This window comes from Leifsonia sp. 1010 (assembly GCF_031455295.1).
Classification (GTDB): Bacteria; Actinomycetota; Actinomycetes; order Actinomycetales; family Microbacteriaceae; genus Leifsonia.
In genome coordinates this window covers 20427-38662 of the sequence record NZ_JAVDSL010000004.1, presented here as the reverse complement: position 1 = coordinate 38662, position 18236 = coordinate 20427, and the positions used below count along the sequence as shown (strand labels likewise).

Sequence of the window (18236 nt, the reverse complement as noted above, 5' to 3'; positions counted from 1 at the left end):
CGCCGGAAAAGGCGAAAAACTCAGGAGGTGATGGCTGGGGTCAGGAGGCGAGGACTTTGCGGATGCGCTGCAGGGAGACGGTCTCGGCGGTGCCCAGCGACTGGGCGAAGAGCGAGACGCGGAACTCCTCCAGCATCCACCGCGCGTGCACCAGCGACGGCGGCGAGCCGGGCGCGAGCGGGATGCGGCCGCCCGCGTCCGTGTACAGCGCGACCGCCGTCTCCACCTGCGTCTGCCAGGCCCGGTCGCGGCCGGGATTCGTCGGCAGCGCCTGCATGCGCTGCGTGATCCCGGCGAGGTACCGCGGCAGGTGTCGCAGCTGCTCGAGCCCTGTCGCCGACACGAATCCGACACCCTTCCCGGCCCACACCAGCCCGGAGAGCTGCCCCTTCGCGTCGTTCAGCGCCGCCAGGTAGGTCAGCGCCGTCACGCCCGCGATCGCCTTCTCGGCAGTGCGCGCAGCGGTGAGGATGCGGGTGACGAGCGCGACCGTCTCAAACATCGAGTCCATCACGATGCCGGACACCCGATCCCGCACCGCCTCGAACTCGGCGCGCATGAACACCTGGCCGTCGGGCTTCATCCGGTACAGCACCGAGTCGATCACCGCGAGCAGGCAGTCGTCGAACAGCGCCTTGGTGTTGGGGTAGGGGCTCGCGGCGAGCGTGAGCTTCTCGTTGGCCGTGAGGTGCTGCTGCACATAGGCGACGGGCGAGGGGATGCTGGCGAGCAGCAGCCGCCGCACGCCGCCCGGCATCGCTCGGGCCTGCTCGGCGGGCGTTCCCATCAGGCGGATGCTGACGGAGTCGCCGTCATCGACGAGTGCCGGGTAGGCGCGGATCACGTTCTTCGTGCCGCCCGGGCCGGTGTGCGTGGAGTCGACGAAGCGGGGGAGCTCGTCGAGATCCCACGTCGTCAGCCCGGTGCGTTCGATCGCGTTCGGCGTTCGCGCCTCCGCGACGGCGGCGACCGAGTCGCGGGCCCGCGAGCGCAGCCGCTCCTGCAGCGCGCCGAGGTCCTTCCCGCTGGCCAACGTGCGTCCGCGCTCTCCGACGACCTGGAAGGTCGGCCGGAGGTGCGCGGGGAGGCGATCGAGGTCGAAGTCCGAGCCGCTGACGCGGGATCCGGTCAGCCGCGAGATCGTCGCCGCGAGCGTGTCGGCGAGGGAGGCCGCGGGCCGCTCACCCTCGTGGGCGCGCATCCCGGCTGTTCCGGACAGCTCGCCGAGCAGCCGCTGCGCCCAGTCCGCGGCCGGGACGACCTGTCGCCGGATCGCCTTCGGCAGCGACTTGATGAGCGCGGTCACGAGCTCGTGGCGCAGCCCGGGCACCTGCCAGTCGAAGCCGTCGGGGAGCAGCCCGGCGAGCAGCGGAAGCGGCACCTGCACGGTCACCCCGTCGTCCTCCGCACCCGGCTCGAACCGGTACCGCAGGGTCAGCTGCTGGTCGCCCTGCCGCCAGACGGGCGGGAAGGCGTCCTCGTCGACCTCGGCCGCCTCCTCGTCGAGCAGCGCCTCCGGCGTCATCGTGAGGAGGTCGGGCGTCTCCTGTCTGGCCTTCTTCCACCAGCCCTCGAACGAGCGCGTCGACACCACGTCGGCGGGGATGCGCTTGTCGTAGAACTCGAAGACCGCCTCGTCGTCGTTGAGGATGTCGCGGCGGCGGGTGCGCTCCTCCAGCTCGCGCAGCTCGGCCCGGAGCTTCCGGTTGGCGCGGTCGAAGGCCTGGTGGGAGTCCCATTCGCCGTCGACGAGGGCGTGCCGGATGAAGAGCTCGCGCGACAGCTCCCGGTCGATCCGCGCATACTGCACGCGCCGGCGCGGGATGATCGGGACGCCGAACAGCGTCGCGCGCTCATAGGCCACGACGGAGCCCTGGTTCTTCTCCCAGTGCGGCTCGCTGTACTGGCGTTTGCAGAGGTCTCCCGCGATGGGCTCGGCCCACGCCGGGTCGATGGCCGCGTTCATCCGCGCGAACAGCCGGGATGTCTCCACCAGCTCGGCGCTCATCACCGCGTTGGGCTGCTTCTTGGCGAGGGTGGATCCGGGGAAGATCACGAACCGGGTCTGGCGGGCGCCCAGATACTCGGCCTGCCGGCTGCGCGGGGCCTTGCCCGCACCCTTCGGCGCAGGACCGGTCTCGCGCACATCCTTCAGCCCGATGTGCGAGAGCAGCCCGGCGAGCAGCGAGCGGTGGATGCCGTCGGGGTTCACGGACGGCTCGCCGATGGTCAGCCCCAGCGGCTTGGCGAGCTGCCGCAGCTGGCGGTAGACGTCCTGCCACTCACGTACCCGCAGGAAGTTGAGAAACTCGGCCTTGCAGAGCCGCCGGAAGGCGCTGGACGAGAGTTGCTTCTGCTGTTCCTCGAGGTAGTTCCAGAGGTTGAGGAGGGTGAGGAAGTCGCTGGTCGGGTCGGCGAACCGCGCATGCTTCTCGTCCGCACTGCCGCGGCGCTCGACGGGTCGCTCGCGCGGATCCTGGATGGTGAGCCCGGCGACGATGGCCATCACCTCGCGTGAGGTTCCGTGGCGTTTCGACTCGACGACCATGCGGGCGAACCGCGGGTCGATCGGCAGCTGCGCGAGCTGGCGTCCGACGGCGGTGAGCTTGGTGCCCTCCTTCGTCGTCGAGATCGCGCCGAGCTCGGTGAGCAGGTCGAGGCCATCCTTGATGCCGCGCGAGTCCGGCGGCGTGAGGAACGGGAACGCCGCGATGTCGCCGAGGCCGAGCGAGATCATCTGCAGGATCACCGCGGCGAGGTTGGTGCGGAGGATCTCGGGCTCGGTGAACTCGGGCCGCTTGGCGAAGTCCTCCTCGGAGTAGAGCCGGATGGCGATGCCGTCGCTGGTGCGGCCGGAACGGCCGGAACGCTGGTTGGCGCTGGCCTGCGAGATCGCCTCGATCGGGAGCCGCTGCACCTTCGCCCGCGTGCTGTACCGGCTGATCCGTGCCGTGCCCGCATCCACCACATACTTGATGCCCGGGACGGTGAGGCTCGTCTCGGCGACGTTCGTGGCGAGCACGACGCGGCGCCGGATGCCGGGGAGGGTCGACGGCTGGAAGACGCGGTGCTGCTCGGCGGAGGAGAGGCGGCCGTACAGCGGCAGCACCTCGGTTCCGGGGAGATTGCGGCCACGGATCGCGTCGGCCGCATCCCGGATCTCGTTCTCGCCGGAGAGGAATACGAGCACGTCGCCTGCGGCCTCACGCGCCAGCTCGTCGAGCGCGTCGTTGATGCCCTGGAGGTAGTCGCGGTCGGCCGACGGGACCGGGTCCGGATCGTCGTCGTCTTCGTCCAGCGCTTCGGCGACCAGCGGACGGTAGCGGATCTCGACCGGGTAGGTGCGGCCGGAGACCTCGACGATCGGCGCCGGCGTGCCGTCCGCGGAGGCGAAGTGCTGCGCGAAGCTCTCCGGGTCGATGGTCGCCGAGGTGATGATGAGCTTGAGGTCGGGACGCTGCGGCAGCAGCTGCTTGAGGTATCCCAGCAGGAAGTCGATGTTGAGGCTGCGCTCGTGCGCCTCGTCGATGATGATCGTGTCGTACGCCCGCAGCATGCGGTCGCGGCGCAGCTCGTTGAGCAGGATGCCGTCGGTCATCAGCTTGATCTTGGTCGCCTTGGACACCTTGTCGGTGAAGCGGACCTGGTAGCCGACCAGCTCGCCGACGGACTGCCCCAGCTCCTCCGCGATGCGTTCCGCGATCGTGCGCGCTGCGAGGCGGCGGGGCTGCGTGTGGCCGATGCTGGTGCGGCCGAGCTCCAGCGCGATCTTCGGCAGCTGCGTGGTCTTGCCCGACCCGGTCGCGCCGGCGACGATGACGACCTGATTGTCGCGGATGGCGCGCGCGATATCGTCCCGCTTCCGGCTGACCGGCAGCTCGGGCGGGAAGACGATGCGGGGGAGGGTCGCGGTCGAAGACATGAGCCTTCCAGTCTACCGGCGCGGGCCGCGGAGGGCTCTCACTTCCCGTGCTCTCGGAGGTGGACGAAGAAGGAGACGATGGTGTCCAGGCCGAGATCGAGGAATTCGGCCAGCTGGGCGTCGCTGACTCCGTGTTCGAGGAACACCGACACGGTGGCCTGCACACGGATCGACCCCGAGTCGTCGGGCACCACGAACGCCTTCGGCCACGGTCTCCAGCGGTGGTAGTCGTCGATCAGCAGCACGAGGTCCGTCCTCATGTCAGTCGGAAACGTGCGGTCGTAGATGCCGCGCACGGTGAGGACGTAGCGTTCGGGCCCGTCGCGGTAGAACGCGATGGAGTTGCCCTCCCAATTCACCCGGTAGCCGTCCTCCATGGGGGCCGATTCGTAGCCGCGCGTGGCCAGCCACGCGGCTATCCGTCCCGTCGTGAGCGGTGCAAGGGGAGGCCGGCGGCGGAAGACGGGCATGGGATTCCTCTCTGGAGAACGTCGGCCACCTTATCGCCCCGCCTCAGCCGGGGGCGTTGCCCCCTGCCCGCCGCTGACGTAGGTTCGCATCACACCCGGAACGGGTCCGGCGTCAACGGAGACGAGGAGAACCCATGAGTCACGGCTATGCGACCATGTCTGTCGCGAGCATCCTGGCGGAGACGGCGCATCGGATGCCCGACAACGTCGCACTGATCTTCGCGGGACAGGAGATCCGCTACGGCGAGCTGTGGGATCAGACCCGCGCCTACGCCGGAGCGCTGAGCGCGCTGGGCGTCGGGCCGGGTGACAAGGTGGCGTTGATGGTGCCGAACGTGCCCGACTTCCCCCGGTCGTACTACGCCGTCCTCGCCCTCGGCGCGGTCGTCGTGCCCGTGCACGCGCTGCTGAAGGCGGACGAGATCGCGTACGTGCTGCGCGACTCGGGGGCGTCGCTGCTGATCTGCGCCGCGCCGCTGCTCGCGGAGGGGGCGCGCGGGGCCGCGCTCGCCGGCGTCCCGACCGTGTCGGTGCTTGTGCCGGACGAGATGTACGAGCAGGCGCCGTTCCCGCGCCTGGAGGAACTCGCCGCCGACGCCGAGCCTGTCGACACGTACGTGCCGCGCGACCCGTTCGACACCGCGACGATCCTCTACACGAGCGGGACGACCGGCAAGCCGAAGGGGGCGGAGGGATGCCACTTCTCGCTGGTCGAGCAGGTGAACGTGCTGCTCTCCGGCACGCTCGACCTGGAGCCGGAGGACCGCATCCTCGGCTGCCTGCCGCTGTTCCACACGTTCGGGCAGACGTGCGTGATGAACATGGGATTCCGGGCGGGAGCGGCCGTCGTGCTCGTGCCGAAGTTCGACGGCGCCACCGCCCTGCAACTGATGAACCAGCACTCCTGCACCGTGATGACCGGCGTCCCGACGATGTACATCGCACTGCTGGAGGCGGCGAAGGCCAACCCCGACCGCCCGCCGCTTCGGTACGGGATGAGCGGCGGCGCGGCCATCCCCGTCGCCGTCATCGAGCGCATGAAGGAGGTGTACGGCATCGACGTGCACGAAGGCTACGGCCTCACCGAGACGTCGCCGGTCGCCTCCTTCAACCACCGCGGCCGTCCGACCCGGGTGGGCACGGTCGGAACGCCCATCTGGGGTGTGGATGTGGAGATCGCCGACGCGGAGGCGGATGACCGCATCCAGCTGCTCCCGCGCGGCGAGCTCGGCGAGATCGTGGTGCGTGGACACAACCTGATGAAGGGGTACCTCAACCTCCCGGAGGCGAACGCGGAGGCGGTGGTCGACGGTTGGTTCCGCACCGGCGACCTGGGCACGAAGAGCGACGACGACTACATCACGATCGTCGATCGCAAGAAGGACATGATCGTCCGCAACGGCTACAACGTGTACCCGCGCGAGGTCGAGGAGGTGCTGTCCGCGCATCCGGCTGTCGCCCTGGCGGCGGTCTTCGGCGTGACGCACGAGACGCACGGGCAGGAGATCATGGCGGCAGTGACGCTGATGCCCGGCGGCGAGGTGGAGGTCGACGAGCTGCTCGTGTTCGCGCGCGAGCGGGTGGCGGCGTACAAGTACCCGCGGCGCGTGAAGATCCTCGACGCGCTGCCGCTCGGGCCGAGCGGGAAGGTGCTGAAGCGGGAGCTGGTGGCGCGGTTCGAGGGGGAAGGGGTCGGCGTCGGCGAGGCGGAGGAGGAGTCGCGGCCGGTGGGATGACAGCCGCCACCATCCTGGTACCGTGGCGGATATGGTTGCAAACGCAAATACTCCGCTCCTGACCCTGAACAACGGGACGACCATCCCGCAACTCGGCTTCGGCGTCTTCAAGGTCGATCCGGATGAGACCACCCGGATCGTGACTGACGCCCTCGAGGTCGGCTACCGCCACATCGACACCGCCGCCATCTACGGCAACGAGGAGGGCGTCGGCCAGGCGATCGCGTCGTCCGGCATCCCGCGCGACGAGCTCTTCATCACCACCAAGCTGTGGAACGACCGGCAGACCGACGCGGAGGCGGCCTTCGACGAGTCGCTCGGCAAGCTCGGCCTCGACTACGTCGACCTGTATCTCATCCACTGGCCGACGCCGCAGAAGGACACCTTCGTGCAGGCGTGGAAGTCGCTCGAGAAGATCTACGCGTCGGGCCGCGCGAAGGCGATCGGCGTGTCCAACTTCCTGGTGCCGCACCTGGAGAAGCTGCTCGCCAACACGGACGTGGTCCCGGCCGTCAACCAGATCGAGCTGCACCCGGCGCACCAGCAGCCGGAGGTGACCGCGTTCTCCCGCGAGCACGGCATCGCGATCGAGGCGTGGGGTCCGCTCGGCCAGGGCAAGTACCCGCTGTTCGAGACGCCCGAGGTGTCGCAGGCCGCCGAGGCGCACGGCAAGACGCCGGCGCAGGTCGTCATCCGCTGGCACCTGCAGACCGGGAACATCGTCTTCCCGAAGTCGAACCGCCGCGAGCGCATGGCCGAGAACTTCGACGTGTTCGACTTCGAGCTGAGCTCCGACGAGGTCGCCGCGATCAGCTCGCTCGAGCGCGAGGGACGCGTCAGCGCGCACCCGGACGAGGTCAACTGATAGACCGGCCGGGAGCGTACGGCCCATCCGTGTCGGCGCTCCCGGCTAGGCTCGACGGGTGAGGATCACGTCGGTCACGGGGAAGATCGCCTACATCGTCGGCGTCTTCGCGTTCATCCTGCTGCTGAACGGCTTCGTCATCGCGAACCTCGTCAATGCCACGCTCGATGTGCTGATCGTCGCCGCACTCAACGTCGCGTACGTCATCGTCGGTGTGCGCTGCTTCCGCGGCGCCGATGAGAACCGCACCGACCCGCGCCCCTGGTGGCGCGCGACCGCGCGTCCCGCGGCCGGATTCTGGATCGGCGGCGCGCTGGTGATCCTGGCGTTCATCTCCGGCGTCGGCGCGCTGGCCAGCCGGCCGGAGGGGGCGTTCATCCCGGCTGTCGCCTGCCTGACGTACGCCGTGCTGGCCGCGTTCTACCTCAACTCGTCGGTGCGACTGCACGGGATGGATCGGCCGGCCTGACCGCATCCGTACGACTGCTGCCTGGCGGCGTCGAGGGCTTCCGTTCGCGCGCCCGGGTCGTAGGGTGAGCCCATGGTGAATCGGCTCGCGGACGCGGTCAGCCCCTACCTGCGCGCTCACGCATCCAACCCGGTCGACTGGTTCCCGTGGGGCGCCGAGGCGTTCGCGGAGGCGCGGCGGCGGGATGTACCGGTGCTGATCTCGATCGGGTACGCGACCTGCCACTGGTGCCACGTCATGGCGCGCGAGAGCTTCAGCGATCCGGTCGCCGCCGGCGAGCTGAACGGGCGGTTCGTGGCGATCAAGGTCGACCGGGAGGAGCATCCCGAGGTGGATGCGGCCTACCTCTCCGCCGCGAGCGCCTTCACCGACAACCTGGGCTGGCCGTTGACGGTGTTCGCCACCCCGGAGGGCCGGGCGTTCTTCGCGGGAACCTACTTCCCGCCCGAGCCGGTCGGCGGTCGGGCGTCGTTCCGTCAGGTGCTCGACGCCGTCGCCGACGCGTGGCTGAACCGCCGAGACGCCGTGGAGTCGGACGCCGCGCGGGTCGGCGAGGCGATGGCGGCGGCGGCCGCAGCTGCGACGGCGGTCGCCGACCTTCCCGACGAGAGAGCCCTCGACGCGGCCGTCGAGCGGCTCGCGCAGGCGGAGGATCCCCAGTACGGCGGCTTCGGCACGGCGCCGAAGTTCCCCGTCGCGCCGGTCCTCGGCTTCCTGCTCGCCCGGCCGGCCGGGCGCGAGCTGGGGCACCGCACGCTGGAGCGCATGGCCGCCTCCCCGCTCCGCGACCCGGTCGACGGCGGCTTCTTCCGGTACGCGACCCGGCGCGACTGGAGCGACCCGCACTACGAACGGATGCTCTACGACAACGCGCTGCTGCTCGACGCCTATGCCACCGCGTGGCAGCAGAACGGTTCCGCCTGGGCGGAGCAGACGGCCGACGGGGTCGCCGCGTTCCTGCTGGCGGTGCTGCGGCGGCCGGCCGGAGGCTTCGCCTCGGCGCAGGACTCCGAAAGCATCATCGACGGCGCGCGAGTCGAAGGCACCTACTACCGGGTCGCCGTGGAGGAGCGGGCCAGGCTCGAGCCGCCGGCGGTGGACGCCAAGGTGCTGACCGGGTGGAACGGGTTCGCGATCGGCGCGCTCGCGCGAGCCGGTCGCATCCTCGACCGACCGGCCTGGATCGCCGCGGCGGGGGAGGCGGCCGACATGCTGCTGAGTCGCCATCGGCGGGCGGACGGACTGCTGCTCCGCGCCTCCCTCGGTGGCCGGGCCAGCGACGCGGAGGCGACGCTCGAGGACTACGGCGGGCTCGCCAGCGGCCTCCTGGAGCTGGCGCTCGCCGGCGGCGGAGCGCGCTACGCGGCGGCGGCGCGCGACCTGGTGGACCTGTGCCTGGATGCAGCAGGCGAGGGGACGTGCCCGTTCGAGACCCCGGGCGGAGGCGACCCGGTGCTGGCCGCGACCGGGCTGGCCGTGCGCGTCGACCCCAGCGAGGGCGCGTATCCCTCGGGTTTGAGCGCGACCGCCGCGGCGGCGCACACGCTCTACCTGATGTCGGGGGAGCGGAAGTACGAGCGGGCTGCACGGGAGGCGATGCGGATGGTCGCCGCCCAGGCGCCCCAGGTGCCCAGCGGCTTCGGGGCGTCGCTCACGCTGATGTCCCGCCTGGCGGAGGAGCCGGAACAGTTGGTCGTGGTGCGGCCGGAGACGGGCGGCGCGGCCGTCGGCGCAGGATCGGTGGGCGCCGATTCCGGAGGGCTCGTGCAGGCCGCGCGGCGGCATGCGGCACCGCTGATCGCTCTGGTGACCGAGCAGGATGCGGCCGACCTGGCTGCGGACGGTTTCGAGCTGTTCGAGGGCCGCGTCGCACGCGACGGCCTTCCGACCGCGTATCTCTGCCGCGACTTCGTGTGCCGGCTGCCGGTGACGGACGCGGCGGCGTTGTAGCCGCCGCCGGGTGGCGAGGAGCCTCCGACCGGACGTGGTCATTGCGGTGCGATGCCTTGGGCGTACCCGAAGACGCCGCTCGGGTCGTAGGCGGACTTGACCGCTCGCAGCCGCGCGTAGTTACGCCCGTAATAGGCCTGCTGCGGATCTCGCAGATACGGATCCGGGAAGTTCTGGTAGGCGCGCGTCGACGGAACGAGGGTCGTCAGGCCGTCCAGCCACTCTCGGTGCACCCGCAGGCTCGACGCCGGATCGCGCTCCGACCAGTTGACGTTGAACTGCGCGATGAACAGGGCATCGCGGTGGACGTATGCCGTCGCTTCCGCGGCGACGTCGTTCACGGCGCCGCCCAGCGCGAAGAGCGCGATGTCGACGCCGTCCGGGTTGGAACTGCCCGGCCAGGCCAGCAGGTGGTCGCGGACGGCGGCTATCCGTTCGCCGGGAAGCGGCTCGGTCAGCACGGCCGATGCTCCCGTGAACGGAGCGGGCGCGACATCCTCGTTGAGCAGTTCGCTCGCCTCGGCCAGGGTGACGTCGCGGATGCTCGCCGCGTTGGCCGCCTGCTCCGACGGTGTGCCGAGGCGCAGCGCGGAGGCGAGCAGATCGCGCAGCTCACGGGCGCTGCCGTAGAACTGCCCGATGGCCGTCACCGATGCGTTGGCGCGGATCTGTTGGGCTGACGTGCCGGACGTCCCCAGTCCGATGCGCATGTGCAGGCGTGGGTCGCGGAAGGCGTCGGCGCACGCGCGCTGGAGCGCGACGGCCGCATCCACCGCCGTGTCGATGCTCCAGCTGAAGCGGTAGAAGGCGACCGTCCCGTAGTATTTGTCGTAGTCGAGGGTGAAATCGAAGTGGATGCCGAAGTTGTCGCCCGCTCCACCGCGCACCGCCCAGAAGAGGTCGGCGTTCTCCTTCTCGCTGCACGTGATCCACTCGCCGTCGGCCCCGATCAGCCGAGTCTCCACCAACCGGTCGCAGGTGAGCCCCGCCATCTTGTCGCTGAATCCGATGCCTCCGCCGAGCACGAGCCCGGCGACCCCGACACTGCTGCATCGACCGGTCGGGAGGACGATGTTGCCCCGTTCCAGCAGGGGATGCAGCATGCCGTTGGTCACACCGGCCTCCACCAGGAGGGTTCCCGCTTTCTTCGTCATCGTGCCCGTCGAGTAGCCGACGACAGGCGCGGACGCGCGGGCGTCATCCCGCCAGACCACATCCGTCATCAGCGAGAGCACCAGCAGCAGACCGCCGGTGGTCGAGAACCCGGCGTAGTTGTGGCCGAGCCCGCTGCGCGGCGTGATCGGCACGCTGTTGCGCACGGCCCAGCGGACACACGCCGCGATGTCGGCAGGACCGCGCGGCGTGACGATCGCCAACGGGCGGACGGAGGCGAACTGGCGGTTGAACGGAGGTGCGAGCTGCTCGTACCGTGGCTGGCCGGGGATCAGCAGGTAGTCGGGCCGGGAGAGGGCACGACGGAGCTCCTCGAGATCGGGGCCGTCACCACCGAAGGGCGCCACCTCCGGTGCCGAGTGCGCCATCGTCGTGGGCGAGAGGCCCAACCCCGCGCCGATCGCCGCACCGAAACCGTTGCGGAGCAGTGTTCTCCGGTCCATGTCGACTCCATCCCTCGACTTAACCGACGGAGACGGACGCGCGAACATGACCGGATCGGGTGTTTAAACCCGGATGGGGCCAGGGGCGGCATCCCGGACGGGCATGCGCCCGGTGGCCCAGCCCTCAGCGACGCACGCGATAGGTGAGGTGCGCGACCTCCGGGGTCACCCGCTCGCGCAGCAGCTCCAGCTCGAGCGAGGGCACGCGGTCGAACACACGCTCACCCGCGCCGAGTGTCACCGGAGCGATGTGCAGCCGCAGCTCGTCGACGATTCCGGCCCAGAGCGCCTGATTCAGGGTCTCCGCACCGCCGGCGATGGCGACGTCCGCATCCCCGGCGATCGCCCGGGCCTGCTCGACCGCCGAGTGGATGCCGTCGGTGACGAACCGGAACGTGGTCCCGGTCAACTCCAGCGGCTCGCGTGCGTAGTGCGTGAGGACGAACACGGGAGCGTGATACGGCGGCTCGTCGCCCCACCAGCCGATCCAGTCGCCGAGGGGCTCGTCCGGAGCGGGCCACTCGTTCCGCACCGGGCCGAACATCTTGCGCCCCATGACGTAGGCGCCGGCCGCGGTGATGGCGTCGATCTCCTCCGCGTGCGCGTCGGCGTACTCGAACATCCACGCGTGGAGGCGGTTGGCTGCTCCGCCGCCCAGCGGCTGCTCGAGCGACTGGTCGGGGCCGGCCGCGAAGCCGTCGAGCGAGATGGCGATGTCGGCGGTGACGATTCCCATGCGGGAAGAGTAGTCAGGCGCGCTCGACCTTGTCGAGCATCCCCCAGACCGCTTCGCTGAGTTCGGGATGCTCCAGGGCGATCCGGCGCAGCACCCCGTACTCGAAGCGGGCGAACACATCGCGGCCGGCCGAGGGATGGTGTGCTCGCGACTGCTCGTCGGCGAGGTCGAACGCCTCGATCGCGGTGGCGCGGAGGCCGATGACGACCTGCTCGTCGACGCTCGGGAGATCGGGGATGAACTGCCACGGATCCTCCCCGGCACGGCAGCGGTGCTCGATGATCGCGGACAGTTCGTCGCGCGCCTGCTGACGGAGCAGCTCGATGCTGCGTGGCACCGGTTCGGTCATCGCGCACCCTCCTTCCCCGGGTCGTGGACGGGTCGTTCGCCCGTCGCGCCGGCCCCATCGCCCGCGCGGTGGGATCAGCCTAGGCGGTGCTGCCGACACCACGCCAATCGGGGTGCAACGAAGGGTCTAGGTGTCGTCCGGCGTCACTCGGTGCGGGCGAGGAGGTAGGCGTTCAGCTCGGCGGTGAGCGCCGCATCCACCGGGTATTCGCGGTCGTCGAGGTGCGTGACCGGTGCCGCCTGCCGGACGCTGGACACGAGCCAGAGGGCGTCGGCCGCGGTCACGTCGTCGAGCGTCAGGGGAGCGAACTCGGTCCGTAGTCCGCGGCTCTCGAAGAACTCGAAGACGGCCGCCTGCGTGGTTCCGGCGAGGATGCCCTGGTCGGTGTTCGGGGTGCGGACGACGCCGTCGGTGAGCGTCACCACGTTGGAGGTGGGGCCCTCGAGCGCGTAGCCGTCGCTGCTGAGGAAGAGCACGTCGTCGGCGCCGCGGCGTACGGCTTCGCGCTGGGCGGCGCGGTTGATCGCGTACGAGAGGGTCTTCGCGCCGGCGAGCAGCCAGGGCGACGTCTCGGCGACATCGTGCCGGAGCCCGCGATCGAGGGTGACCACCCGGATGCCGAGCCGCGCCTGCGAGAAGTCCTCTCCCACATCCACGAAGAGCCAACCGCTCGGGACGCCGGAGCCCTCGATGCCACGGCTGTAGACGAGCTTGGCGTAGAGCTCCGCATCCCCGTCGCCGTTGCGGGTGAGGAAGTCGGCGATGCCCGCGCGCACCGCCTCCCGCCAGACGTCGACCGCCGGGGCCGGGAGGTCGAGCAGCGCAGCCGAGTGCGCCAGTCGCGCGAGGTGCGGTTCGAGCGCCTGCGGGTGGCCTCCGATGACGGCGATCGTCTCGAAGACGCCGTCGCCGCGGGTGACGGACAGGTCGGTGACGCGCACCTGCGGTGCGTCGAAGTCGGACACCACGAACCCGGGATCGCCGGCCTCCGGGGCCCCGGTCGGCGTGGTGATGGTCAGCAGTGTCGCGCGCGTCATGCCCCCATTCTGCCCCGCGCACCTCCGTCCGTCCCTCCCGCAACGAGCCAAGAGCTCCTGAGTTTTTCCGCTTTCGCTCGCCGATTCGTGCGAAAAACTCAGGAGCTGTTGGCTTGGGATGGATCAGGCGGTTTCGTGGATGCGGAAGGCGTCGTCGTGGGCGAGGGGGAGGTCGGAGACGGCGACGTTCGAGACGGATGCGCCGGGAGGGCCGGTGCGAAGCCAGTCGAGCATCGCGTCGACCTGCTCCGGCGTGCCCTCGATCTCGGCCTCGACCGTGCCGTCCAGGCGGTTGCGCGCCCATCCCGTCACGCCGAGGCGCTGCGCGGCCTCCCGCGCACCCCAGCGGAACCCGACGCCCTGCACGCCCCCGGACACGATCGCTCTCTTGCGGATCACAGCCCCATTCTGCCCCTGCTTCAATGGAAGGATGAGCGCACCCGCCGTCCCGGCCGCCGAACGCATCCCCGACCTCCGGTCCGACCTGATCCGCGCCGGCCTCACGGTCGACGCGTTGACCGACCTCTGGGGCGAGGAGGCGGCGGAGGCCCTGCACCGCGGGCAGCGCGTCCCGGCGGAGCGGGCGCTGCGACGCCGCGGTCCCTCGGCGCTGGCGACGCTCGCCCGGCTGTTCGTGCTGGGCCGGCCGGCCCCGCGGGACGAGGTCGCGGCAGCCCTCCCCGCGCTCGGGATCGACGGTGCGCTCGCGCTCGAACTCGTCACGGTCGACGGCGACACGGTCGACGGCGACACGGTCGCGTCGGCGGTCGACCTCCGGCCGTACGGCTTCGTGGACGCGGCGGGCCCCGCCGAGTGGTGGATCGTCTCCGACCTCGGCGAGCTCGCCCTCGGCCACGCGCTGCCCGAAGACCACGTGCTCGGCGTCGGCGGCGCCTCACTCACCCTCAGCGGACTGATGCTGCAGACCCCCGTCGACAGCGCGCTCGACCTCGGCACGGGATGCGGCATCCAGGCGATGCACGCCGCACGCCACGCCCGCCGGGTCGTCGCGACCGACATCTCGCCGCGCGCCCTCCGCCTGGCGGCGCTGAACCTCGCACTCAACGAGATCGACGGCGTCGAGCTGCGGCTCGGGAGCATGTTCGAGCCGGTCGCCGGCGAGCGTTTCGACCACATCGTGTCCAATCCGCCGTTCGTCATCACGCCGCGCGCGGAGGGTGTGCCCGCGTACGAGTACCGCGACGGCGGCATGGTCGGCGACGGCCTCGTGGCGTCCTTCGTCAGTGGATGCGGCGAGCACCTCCAGCCCGGCGGCGTCGCGCAGCTGCTCGGCAACTGGGAGTACCGCGGCACCGGCGATGGTCTCCAGCGTGTGCGCGACTGGGTGGATGCGTCCCCCGCCCAGCTCGACGCCTGGGTCATCGAGCGCGATGTGGAGGACGCGGTCCGTTACTCGGAGACGTGGATCCGCGACGGCGGCACCCGCCCGGGCACGCCGGAGTTCGAGCGGCTGCTCGGCGCGTGGCTCGACGACTTCGAGGCCCGCGAGGTGCGCTCGGTCGGCTTCGGGTACCTGCTGCTCCGCCGGTCGGCGGGCGTGCCGACGCTGCGCCGGTTCGAGCGGCTGCACGGCTCGCTCGGTGCCAATGAGGCCGGGTTGGGCGTGCATCTCGGCGAGGCGCTGGCGGCGCACGATCTGCAGGCCGCACTGACGGACGACGAGCTGGGCCGGCTGCGGCCGGTCCTCGCGGGCGACGTGACGGAGGAGCGGCACCTGTGGCCGGGAGCCGACGCGCCGACGGCGATCCTGCTCCGGCAGGGCGGCGGTTTCGGGCGGACGGTGTCGGCCGACACCGGACTCGCCGCGCTGGTGGGCGCGTGCGACGGCGAGCTGTCCGTCGCGGCGATCGCGGCGGCGCTGGCGCAGCTGCTGGAGGTCGACGGTGACGCGCTCCTCGCGGACCTCCTGCCCGCGGTGCGGGGGATGCTCGTCGACGGTTTCCTGCGCACGTGACGCTCGCCCGTATCCCGCGCCCGCATCCCGGGGTCGCAACACGCCGTTATGGCGCACGCGTAACGGCGTGTTGCGGCCCACGCAACGTCAGCCGCGGTCGACCGGCACCAGTGTGACGTCGGCGATTCGCCCGTCCGCGACGTCCAGCGTCAGGTAGGTGCAGACCGGCTGACGTCGCCGGTCCGTCGGCGAGCCGGGGTTGAGGAGCCGGAGCCCGCGCGGCGACACCGTGTCCCACGGGATGTGCGAGTGCCCGAACACCAGCACATCCGCGTCCGGGTGATCGCGTTCGGCCCGCACTTCGCGTCCGGTCGCCGGCCCGGTCTCGTGCACGACCGCGAATCGCAGGCCACCCAGCTCCACATTCGCGACCTCCGGCAGACGCCGCCGCAGCTCCGGTCCGTCGTTGTTGCCCCAGACGCCGACGAGCCGCCGTGCGCGCTGCTCCAGCAGGTCGAGCGTCGCCGCATCCACCCAGTCCCCGGCATGGATGACGACATCGGCCGCATCCACCGCCGCCAGCACCTGGGCGGGCAGGGCGCGAGCGCGTTTCGGGACGTGCGTGTCGGAGATCAGGAGCAGCTTCACGATGGCACACAGTACGCAAACCGCCGGGACGGGGCTAGTTTCGCGCTATGGATCTACGCAACCTCGGAAACAGCGGAACGATCGTGTCGGAGTTCGCCCTCGGCACGATGACCTTCGGAGCGGAGGCGGACGAGCGGACCTCGCACGCCATCCTGGAGCGCTACCTCGACGCGGGCGGCAACTTCGTCGACACGGCGGACGTGTACACGACCGGCGCCTCGGAGTCGATCATCGGCCGGTGGCTGGCCCGCAATCCGGGCCGTCGCGACGGGGTGGTGATCGCGACGAAGGGCCGGTTCCCGATGGGCGGCGGCCCCAACGACCTCGGCCTCTCGCGCACCCACCTCCGCATCGCGCTCGATGCCTCCCTGCGGCGGCTCGGCGTCGACCACATCGACCTGTACCAGATGCACGCGTGGGATGCCCTCACGCCGATCGAGGAGACCCTGCGGTTCCTCGACGACGCCGTCACCGCGGGCAAGATCTCGTACTACGGCTTCTCGAACTACCTGGGCTGGCAGCTGACGAAGGCGGCGCAGGTCGCCCGCGCGAACGGGTGGGCCGCGCCGGTCACCCTGCAGCCGCAGTACAGCCTGATCGTGCGCGGAATCGAGCACGAGGTGGTGCCGGCTGCTCTGGATGCGAACATCGGCCTCCTGCCGTGGTCGCCGCTCGCGGGCGGCTGGCTGAGCGGCAAGTACCGTCGGGACGAGCCGCCGACGGGCGCGACGCGGCTCGGCGAGAACCCGACCCGCGGCATGGAGGCGTGGGAGGCCCGCAACGCCGACCCGCGCACGTGGGAGATCATCGATGCGGTGGATGCGGTCGCGCGCGAGACCGGAGCATCCGCCTCGCAGGTGTCGCTGGCCTGGCTGAGCGACCGCCCGGCGGTCACATCCGTCATCCTCGGGGCGCGGACCGTCGAGCAGCTGGAGGACAACCTCGGCGCGGCCGACCTGGAACTGACCGACCAGCAGCGGGCGCGCCTCGACGAGGCGAGCACCCCGCGCACCGACATCTACCCGTACGGTGAGCAGGCGATCCAGCAGCGTCACCGCAAGCGCGAGGGCGGCCGGTGAACCGGGCCACGGCGTCCCGCCGGGCTTAACGCCGCAGGCCGTCGAGTTCGAAGAGGAGGTCGCGGGCGGCGGCGCTGACCGCCGCCTGCTGAGCACGCAGACCGACCACGACATCCGCGGTGCCGCCGCCGGCCGCCGCCATGCGCAGCACCGCCATCCGCAGTTCGACCGTCCCGCCCGGGATGCGGTGGCCGCTGAGCGAGATGACGGTGGAGGCGAACGTGAGCGACGTCCACTCGTCGGCGGCGGCCGTGGTGTCGTCGGCGATGCCGGCGAGCCACGCCGCCAGATCCCGCGCCTCGTCGTCGGTCAGGCAGGCGTCGGTCAGCGTCCAGCGCCGGGCGCCGTCCTCCACGACCGCGTCGACGACCACGCGGTCGCTCGCCGAGTCGTAGGCGGCCGGCCGCAACTCGACGCTGCGGTCGCCGCCCTCGTCCTGCAGTCTCACGATGCGCTCGGCACCACCGTCAGCACGCGCTCGATGTACTCGAAGAACGCGTTCATGAAGCCGCGGAGGAACTCCTCCGTCCCCGGATCGGTGACGGTGCCGTCCTCCTCGATGAGGCCAGGGCGCATCCAGATGTAGGCCTCCGGTGCGTTCATCTGCGGCGCCTGGAGGAAGCTGAGGACGCTGCGCAGCTGCTGCTGTGCGACGGCCGTCCCGATCTGCCCGGGCGACGCCCCGATGACGGCGGTCGCCTTGCGCGCGATGACGTTCTCGCCGTAGGGGCGGCTGGCCCAGTCGATCGCGTTCTTCAGCGCGCCCGGGATGGACCGGTTGTACTCCGGCGTGATGAAGAGGAGCGCATCCTGCTCGGCGATGAGCGCCTTGAACTCGCGGGCGACCGGCGGGAAGTCGCCGTCGAAGTCGCGGTTGTAGAGGGGCAGCTCGCCGATGGGGATCTCGGTGAACACGAGGTCGGACGGAGCCAGCCGGAGCAGGGCGCGGGAGAGCGTGCGGTTGACGGAGCTCGTGGACAGGCTGCCCACGAAGTAGCCGACTTTGTACGGGGGCTGGAGCTCGTTGATGGTCGCCATGTCCGCCATGCTGCCCCGAGTGGTCGGCGGAGTGAAGCCCCTTAAGCGGCCGCCGGGCGTCGTCGGAGGCAGGAATAGGGCATCTTCCCGATGTCTGCGGGGTGCCTTAGCGAGAAGTCTGAGACTCACGAAGAAGAGGGGATCGGATCATGATGATCGAAGAGTTCGTGGACTTCCGGGTACGGGCCGGCGAGGCGGTGCGCGAAGAGCGGCAGCGCGAGCAGGCGCGCCGCGTCGACGAGCGGGGCCGCTGGCTGCGGGCCGAGCGCCGGGGGCGCAGGGGTGCGCGGTCGACGGATGTCGCCGGCGGTGCCGGCACGCTGGACGCGGTCGTGCCGGTGCCGGCACCCGCCGCGGAGAGTCTGAACGACGAGCGCAGGGAGCTGGCCGACGTCGCCCGCTGAGG

General features: G+C 70.9%; 17 protein-coding genes. 7 read left to right on the top strand and 10 right to left on the bottom strand.

Annotated features, from left to right (window positions below; translation table 11 throughout):
• Positions 1-40: 40 nt before the first annotated feature.
• Together hrpA and J2Y42_RS15905 are read right to left on the bottom strand one after the other, a co-directional pair.
• Entirely contained in the window at positions 41-3922 is a 3882-nt protein-coding gene (gene hrpA, locus J2Y42_RS15910) for an ATP-dependent RNA helicase HrpA (protein WP_309860435.1), read from the bottom strand.
• 38 nt (positions 3923-3960) lie between these two features.
• Positions 3961-4392 carry a YbjN domain-containing protein gene (locus tag J2Y42_RS15905; RefSeq protein WP_309860433.1) on the bottom strand — a complete coding sequence of 144 codons (432 nt, stop codon included), beginning with the start codon at positions 4390-4392 and terminating at the stop codon, positions 3961-3963.
• 134 nt (positions 4393-4526) lie between these two features.
• On the opposite strand from J2Y42_RS15905, the gene J2Y42_RS15900 reads away from it, so the two are divergent.
• The 4 genes from J2Y42_RS15900 to J2Y42_RS15885 all read left to right on the top strand — a co-directional run bounded on the left by J2Y42_RS15900 (position 4527) and on the right by J2Y42_RS15885 (position 9412).
• The gene (locus J2Y42_RS15900; protein ID WP_309860432.1) at positions 4527-6128 is read left to right on the top strand and encodes a long-chain fatty acid--CoA ligase; all 1602 of its coding nucleotides are present in this window, start codon (positions 4527-4529) and stop codon (positions 6126-6128) included.
• A 31-nt stretch (positions 6129-6159) separates the two neighbouring features.
• Positions 6160-6993 (top strand): aldo/keto reductase, encoded by an 834-nt coding sequence (locus tag J2Y42_RS15895; RefSeq protein WP_089876701.1) that lies wholly within the window; start codon positions 6160-6162, stop codon positions 6991-6993.
• 58 nt (positions 6994-7051) lie between these two features.
• Positions 7052-7462, top strand: coding sequence for a hypothetical protein (locus tag J2Y42_RS15890; protein WP_309860429.1), 411 nt, complete (start codon positions 7052-7054; stop codon positions 7460-7462).
• A gap of 72 nt (positions 7463-7534) precedes the next feature.
• Positions 7535-9412: a DUF255 domain-containing protein gene (locus J2Y42_RS15885; RefSeq protein ID WP_309860427.1), complete on the top strand. Its 1878-nt coding sequence runs from the start codon at positions 7535-7537 to the stop codon at positions 9410-9412.
• Between the two features lie 38 nt (positions 9413-9450).
• Here J2Y42_RS15885 and J2Y42_RS15880 read toward each other — a convergent pair whose 3' ends face one another.
• From J2Y42_RS15880 to J2Y42_RS15860, 5 genes are all read right to left on the bottom strand, one after another.
• A complete protein-coding gene (locus J2Y42_RS15880) occupies positions 9451-11028 on the bottom strand; it encodes an FAD-binding oxidoreductase (RefSeq protein ID WP_309860425.1) in 1578 nt (525 codons plus the stop codon).
• A gap of 124 nt (positions 11029-11152) precedes the next feature.
• Complete coding sequence (locus tag J2Y42_RS15875; RefSeq protein WP_309860423.1) at positions 11153-11764, bottom strand: dihydrofolate reductase family protein; 612 nt, start codon at positions 11762-11764, stop codon at positions 11153-11155.
• 13 nt (positions 11765-11777) lie between these two features.
• Positions 11778-12113 carry a hypothetical protein gene (locus J2Y42_RS15870; RefSeq protein WP_018191664.1) on the bottom strand — a complete coding sequence of 112 codons (336 nt, stop codon included), beginning with the start codon at positions 12111-12113 and terminating at the stop codon, positions 11778-11780.
• A gap of 143 nt (positions 12114-12256) precedes the next feature.
• Positions 12257-13150, bottom strand: a complete 894-nt coding sequence (locus J2Y42_RS15865) for an aminodeoxychorismate lyase (RefSeq protein WP_309860421.1) — start codon at positions 13148-13150, stop codon at positions 12257-12259.
• A 123-nt stretch (positions 13151-13273) separates the two neighbouring features.
• Entirely contained in the window at positions 13274-13549 is a 276-nt protein-coding gene (locus J2Y42_RS15860; protein WP_309860419.1) for an acylphosphatase, read from the bottom strand.
• Positions 13550-13580: 31 nt separating this feature from the next.
• On the opposite strand from J2Y42_RS15860, the gene J2Y42_RS15855 reads away from it, so the two are divergent.
• A complete protein-coding gene (locus tag J2Y42_RS15855; RefSeq protein ID WP_309860418.1) occupies positions 13581-15125 on the top strand; it encodes a methyltransferase in 1545 nt (514 codons plus the stop codon).
• An 87-nt stretch (positions 15126-15212) separates the two neighbouring features.
• On the opposite strand, the gene J2Y42_RS15850 is transcribed toward J2Y42_RS15855, so the two are convergent.
• On the bottom strand, positions 15213-15713 hold the full coding sequence (locus J2Y42_RS15850) for a metallophosphoesterase (RefSeq protein ID WP_309860416.1): 501 nt from the start codon (positions 15711-15713) through the stop codon (positions 15213-15215).
• 47 nt (positions 15714-15760) lie between these two features.
• On the opposite strand from J2Y42_RS15850, the gene J2Y42_RS15845 reads away from it, so the two are divergent.
• On the top strand, positions 15761-16792 hold the full coding sequence (locus J2Y42_RS15845; RefSeq protein WP_309860415.1) for an aldo/keto reductase: 1032 nt from the start codon (positions 15761-15763) through the stop codon (positions 16790-16792).
• Between the two features lie 25 nt (positions 16793-16817).
• Here J2Y42_RS15845 and J2Y42_RS15840 read toward each other — a convergent pair whose 3' ends face one another.
• Together J2Y42_RS15840 and J2Y42_RS15835 are read right to left on the bottom strand one after the other, a co-directional pair.
• Positions 16818-17240 carry a hypothetical protein gene (locus J2Y42_RS15840; protein WP_309860413.1) on the bottom strand — a complete coding sequence of 141 codons (423 nt, stop codon included), beginning with the start codon at positions 17238-17240 and terminating at the stop codon, positions 16818-16820.
• Complete coding sequence (locus J2Y42_RS15835; RefSeq protein WP_018191655.1) at positions 17237-17839, bottom strand: NADPH-dependent FMN reductase; 603 nt, start codon at positions 17837-17839, stop codon at positions 17237-17239. Before J2Y42_RS15835 ends, J2Y42_RS15840 begins: the two co-directional genes overlap by 4 nt.
• 140 nt (positions 17840-17979) lie before the next feature.
• On the opposite strand from J2Y42_RS15835, the gene J2Y42_RS15830 reads away from it, so the two are divergent.
• Entirely contained in the window at positions 17980-18234 is a 255-nt protein-coding gene (locus tag J2Y42_RS15830) for a hypothetical protein (RefSeq protein ID WP_309860411.1), read from the top strand.
• The last annotated feature ends 2 nt before the right edge of the window (positions 18235-18236 follow it).

Excerpts from the sequence above, each read along its gene's own strand:
- hrpA (WP_309860435.1), bottom strand. The coding sequence starts at position 3,922 with ATGTCTTCGACCGCGACCCTCCCCCGCATCGTCTTCCCGCCCGAGCTG.
- J2Y42_RS15905 (WP_309860433.1), bottom strand. The coding sequence starts at position 4,392 with ATGCCCGTCTTCCGCCGCCGGCCTCCCCTTGCACCGCTCACGACGGGA.
- J2Y42_RS15900 (WP_309860432.1), top strand. The coding sequence starts at position 4,527 with ATGAGTCACGGCTATGCGACCATGTCTGTCGCGAGCATCCTGGCGGAG.
- J2Y42_RS15895 (WP_089876701.1), top strand. The coding sequence starts at position 6,160 with ATGGTTGCAAACGCAAATACTCCGCTCCTGACCCTGAACAACGGGACG.
- J2Y42_RS15885 (WP_309860427.1), top strand. The coding sequence starts at position 7,535 with ATGGTGAATCGGCTCGCGGACGCGGTCAGCCCCTACCTGCGCGCTCAC.
- J2Y42_RS15880 (WP_309860425.1), bottom strand. The coding sequence starts at position 11,028 with ATGGACCGGAGAACACTGCTCCGCAACGGTTTCGGTGCGGCGATCGGC.
- J2Y42_RS15875 (WP_309860423.1), bottom strand. The coding sequence starts at position 11,764 with ATGGGAATCGTCACCGCCGACATCGCCATCTCGCTCGACGGCTTCGCG.
- J2Y42_RS15870 (WP_018191664.1), bottom strand. The coding sequence starts at position 12,113 with ATGACCGAACCGGTGCCACGCAGCATCGAGCTGCTCCGTCAGCAGGCG.
- J2Y42_RS15865 (WP_309860421.1), bottom strand. The coding sequence starts at position 13,150 with ATGACGCGCGCGACACTGCTGACCATCACCACGCCGACCGGGGCCCCG.
- J2Y42_RS15855 (WP_309860418.1), top strand. The coding sequence starts at position 13,581 with ATGAGCGCACCCGCCGTCCCGGCCGCCGAACGCATCCCCGACCTCCGG.
- J2Y42_RS15845 (WP_309860415.1), top strand. The coding sequence starts at position 15,761 with ATGGATCTACGCAACCTCGGAAACAGCGGAACGATCGTGTCGGAGTTC.
- J2Y42_RS15835 (WP_018191655.1), bottom strand. The coding sequence starts at position 17,839 with ATGGCGGACATGGCGACCATCAACGAGCTCCAGCCCCCGTACAAAGTC.
- J2Y42_RS15830 (WP_309860411.1), top strand. The coding sequence starts at position 17,980 with ATGATGATCGAAGAGTTCGTGGACTTCCGGGTACGGGCCGGCGAGGCG.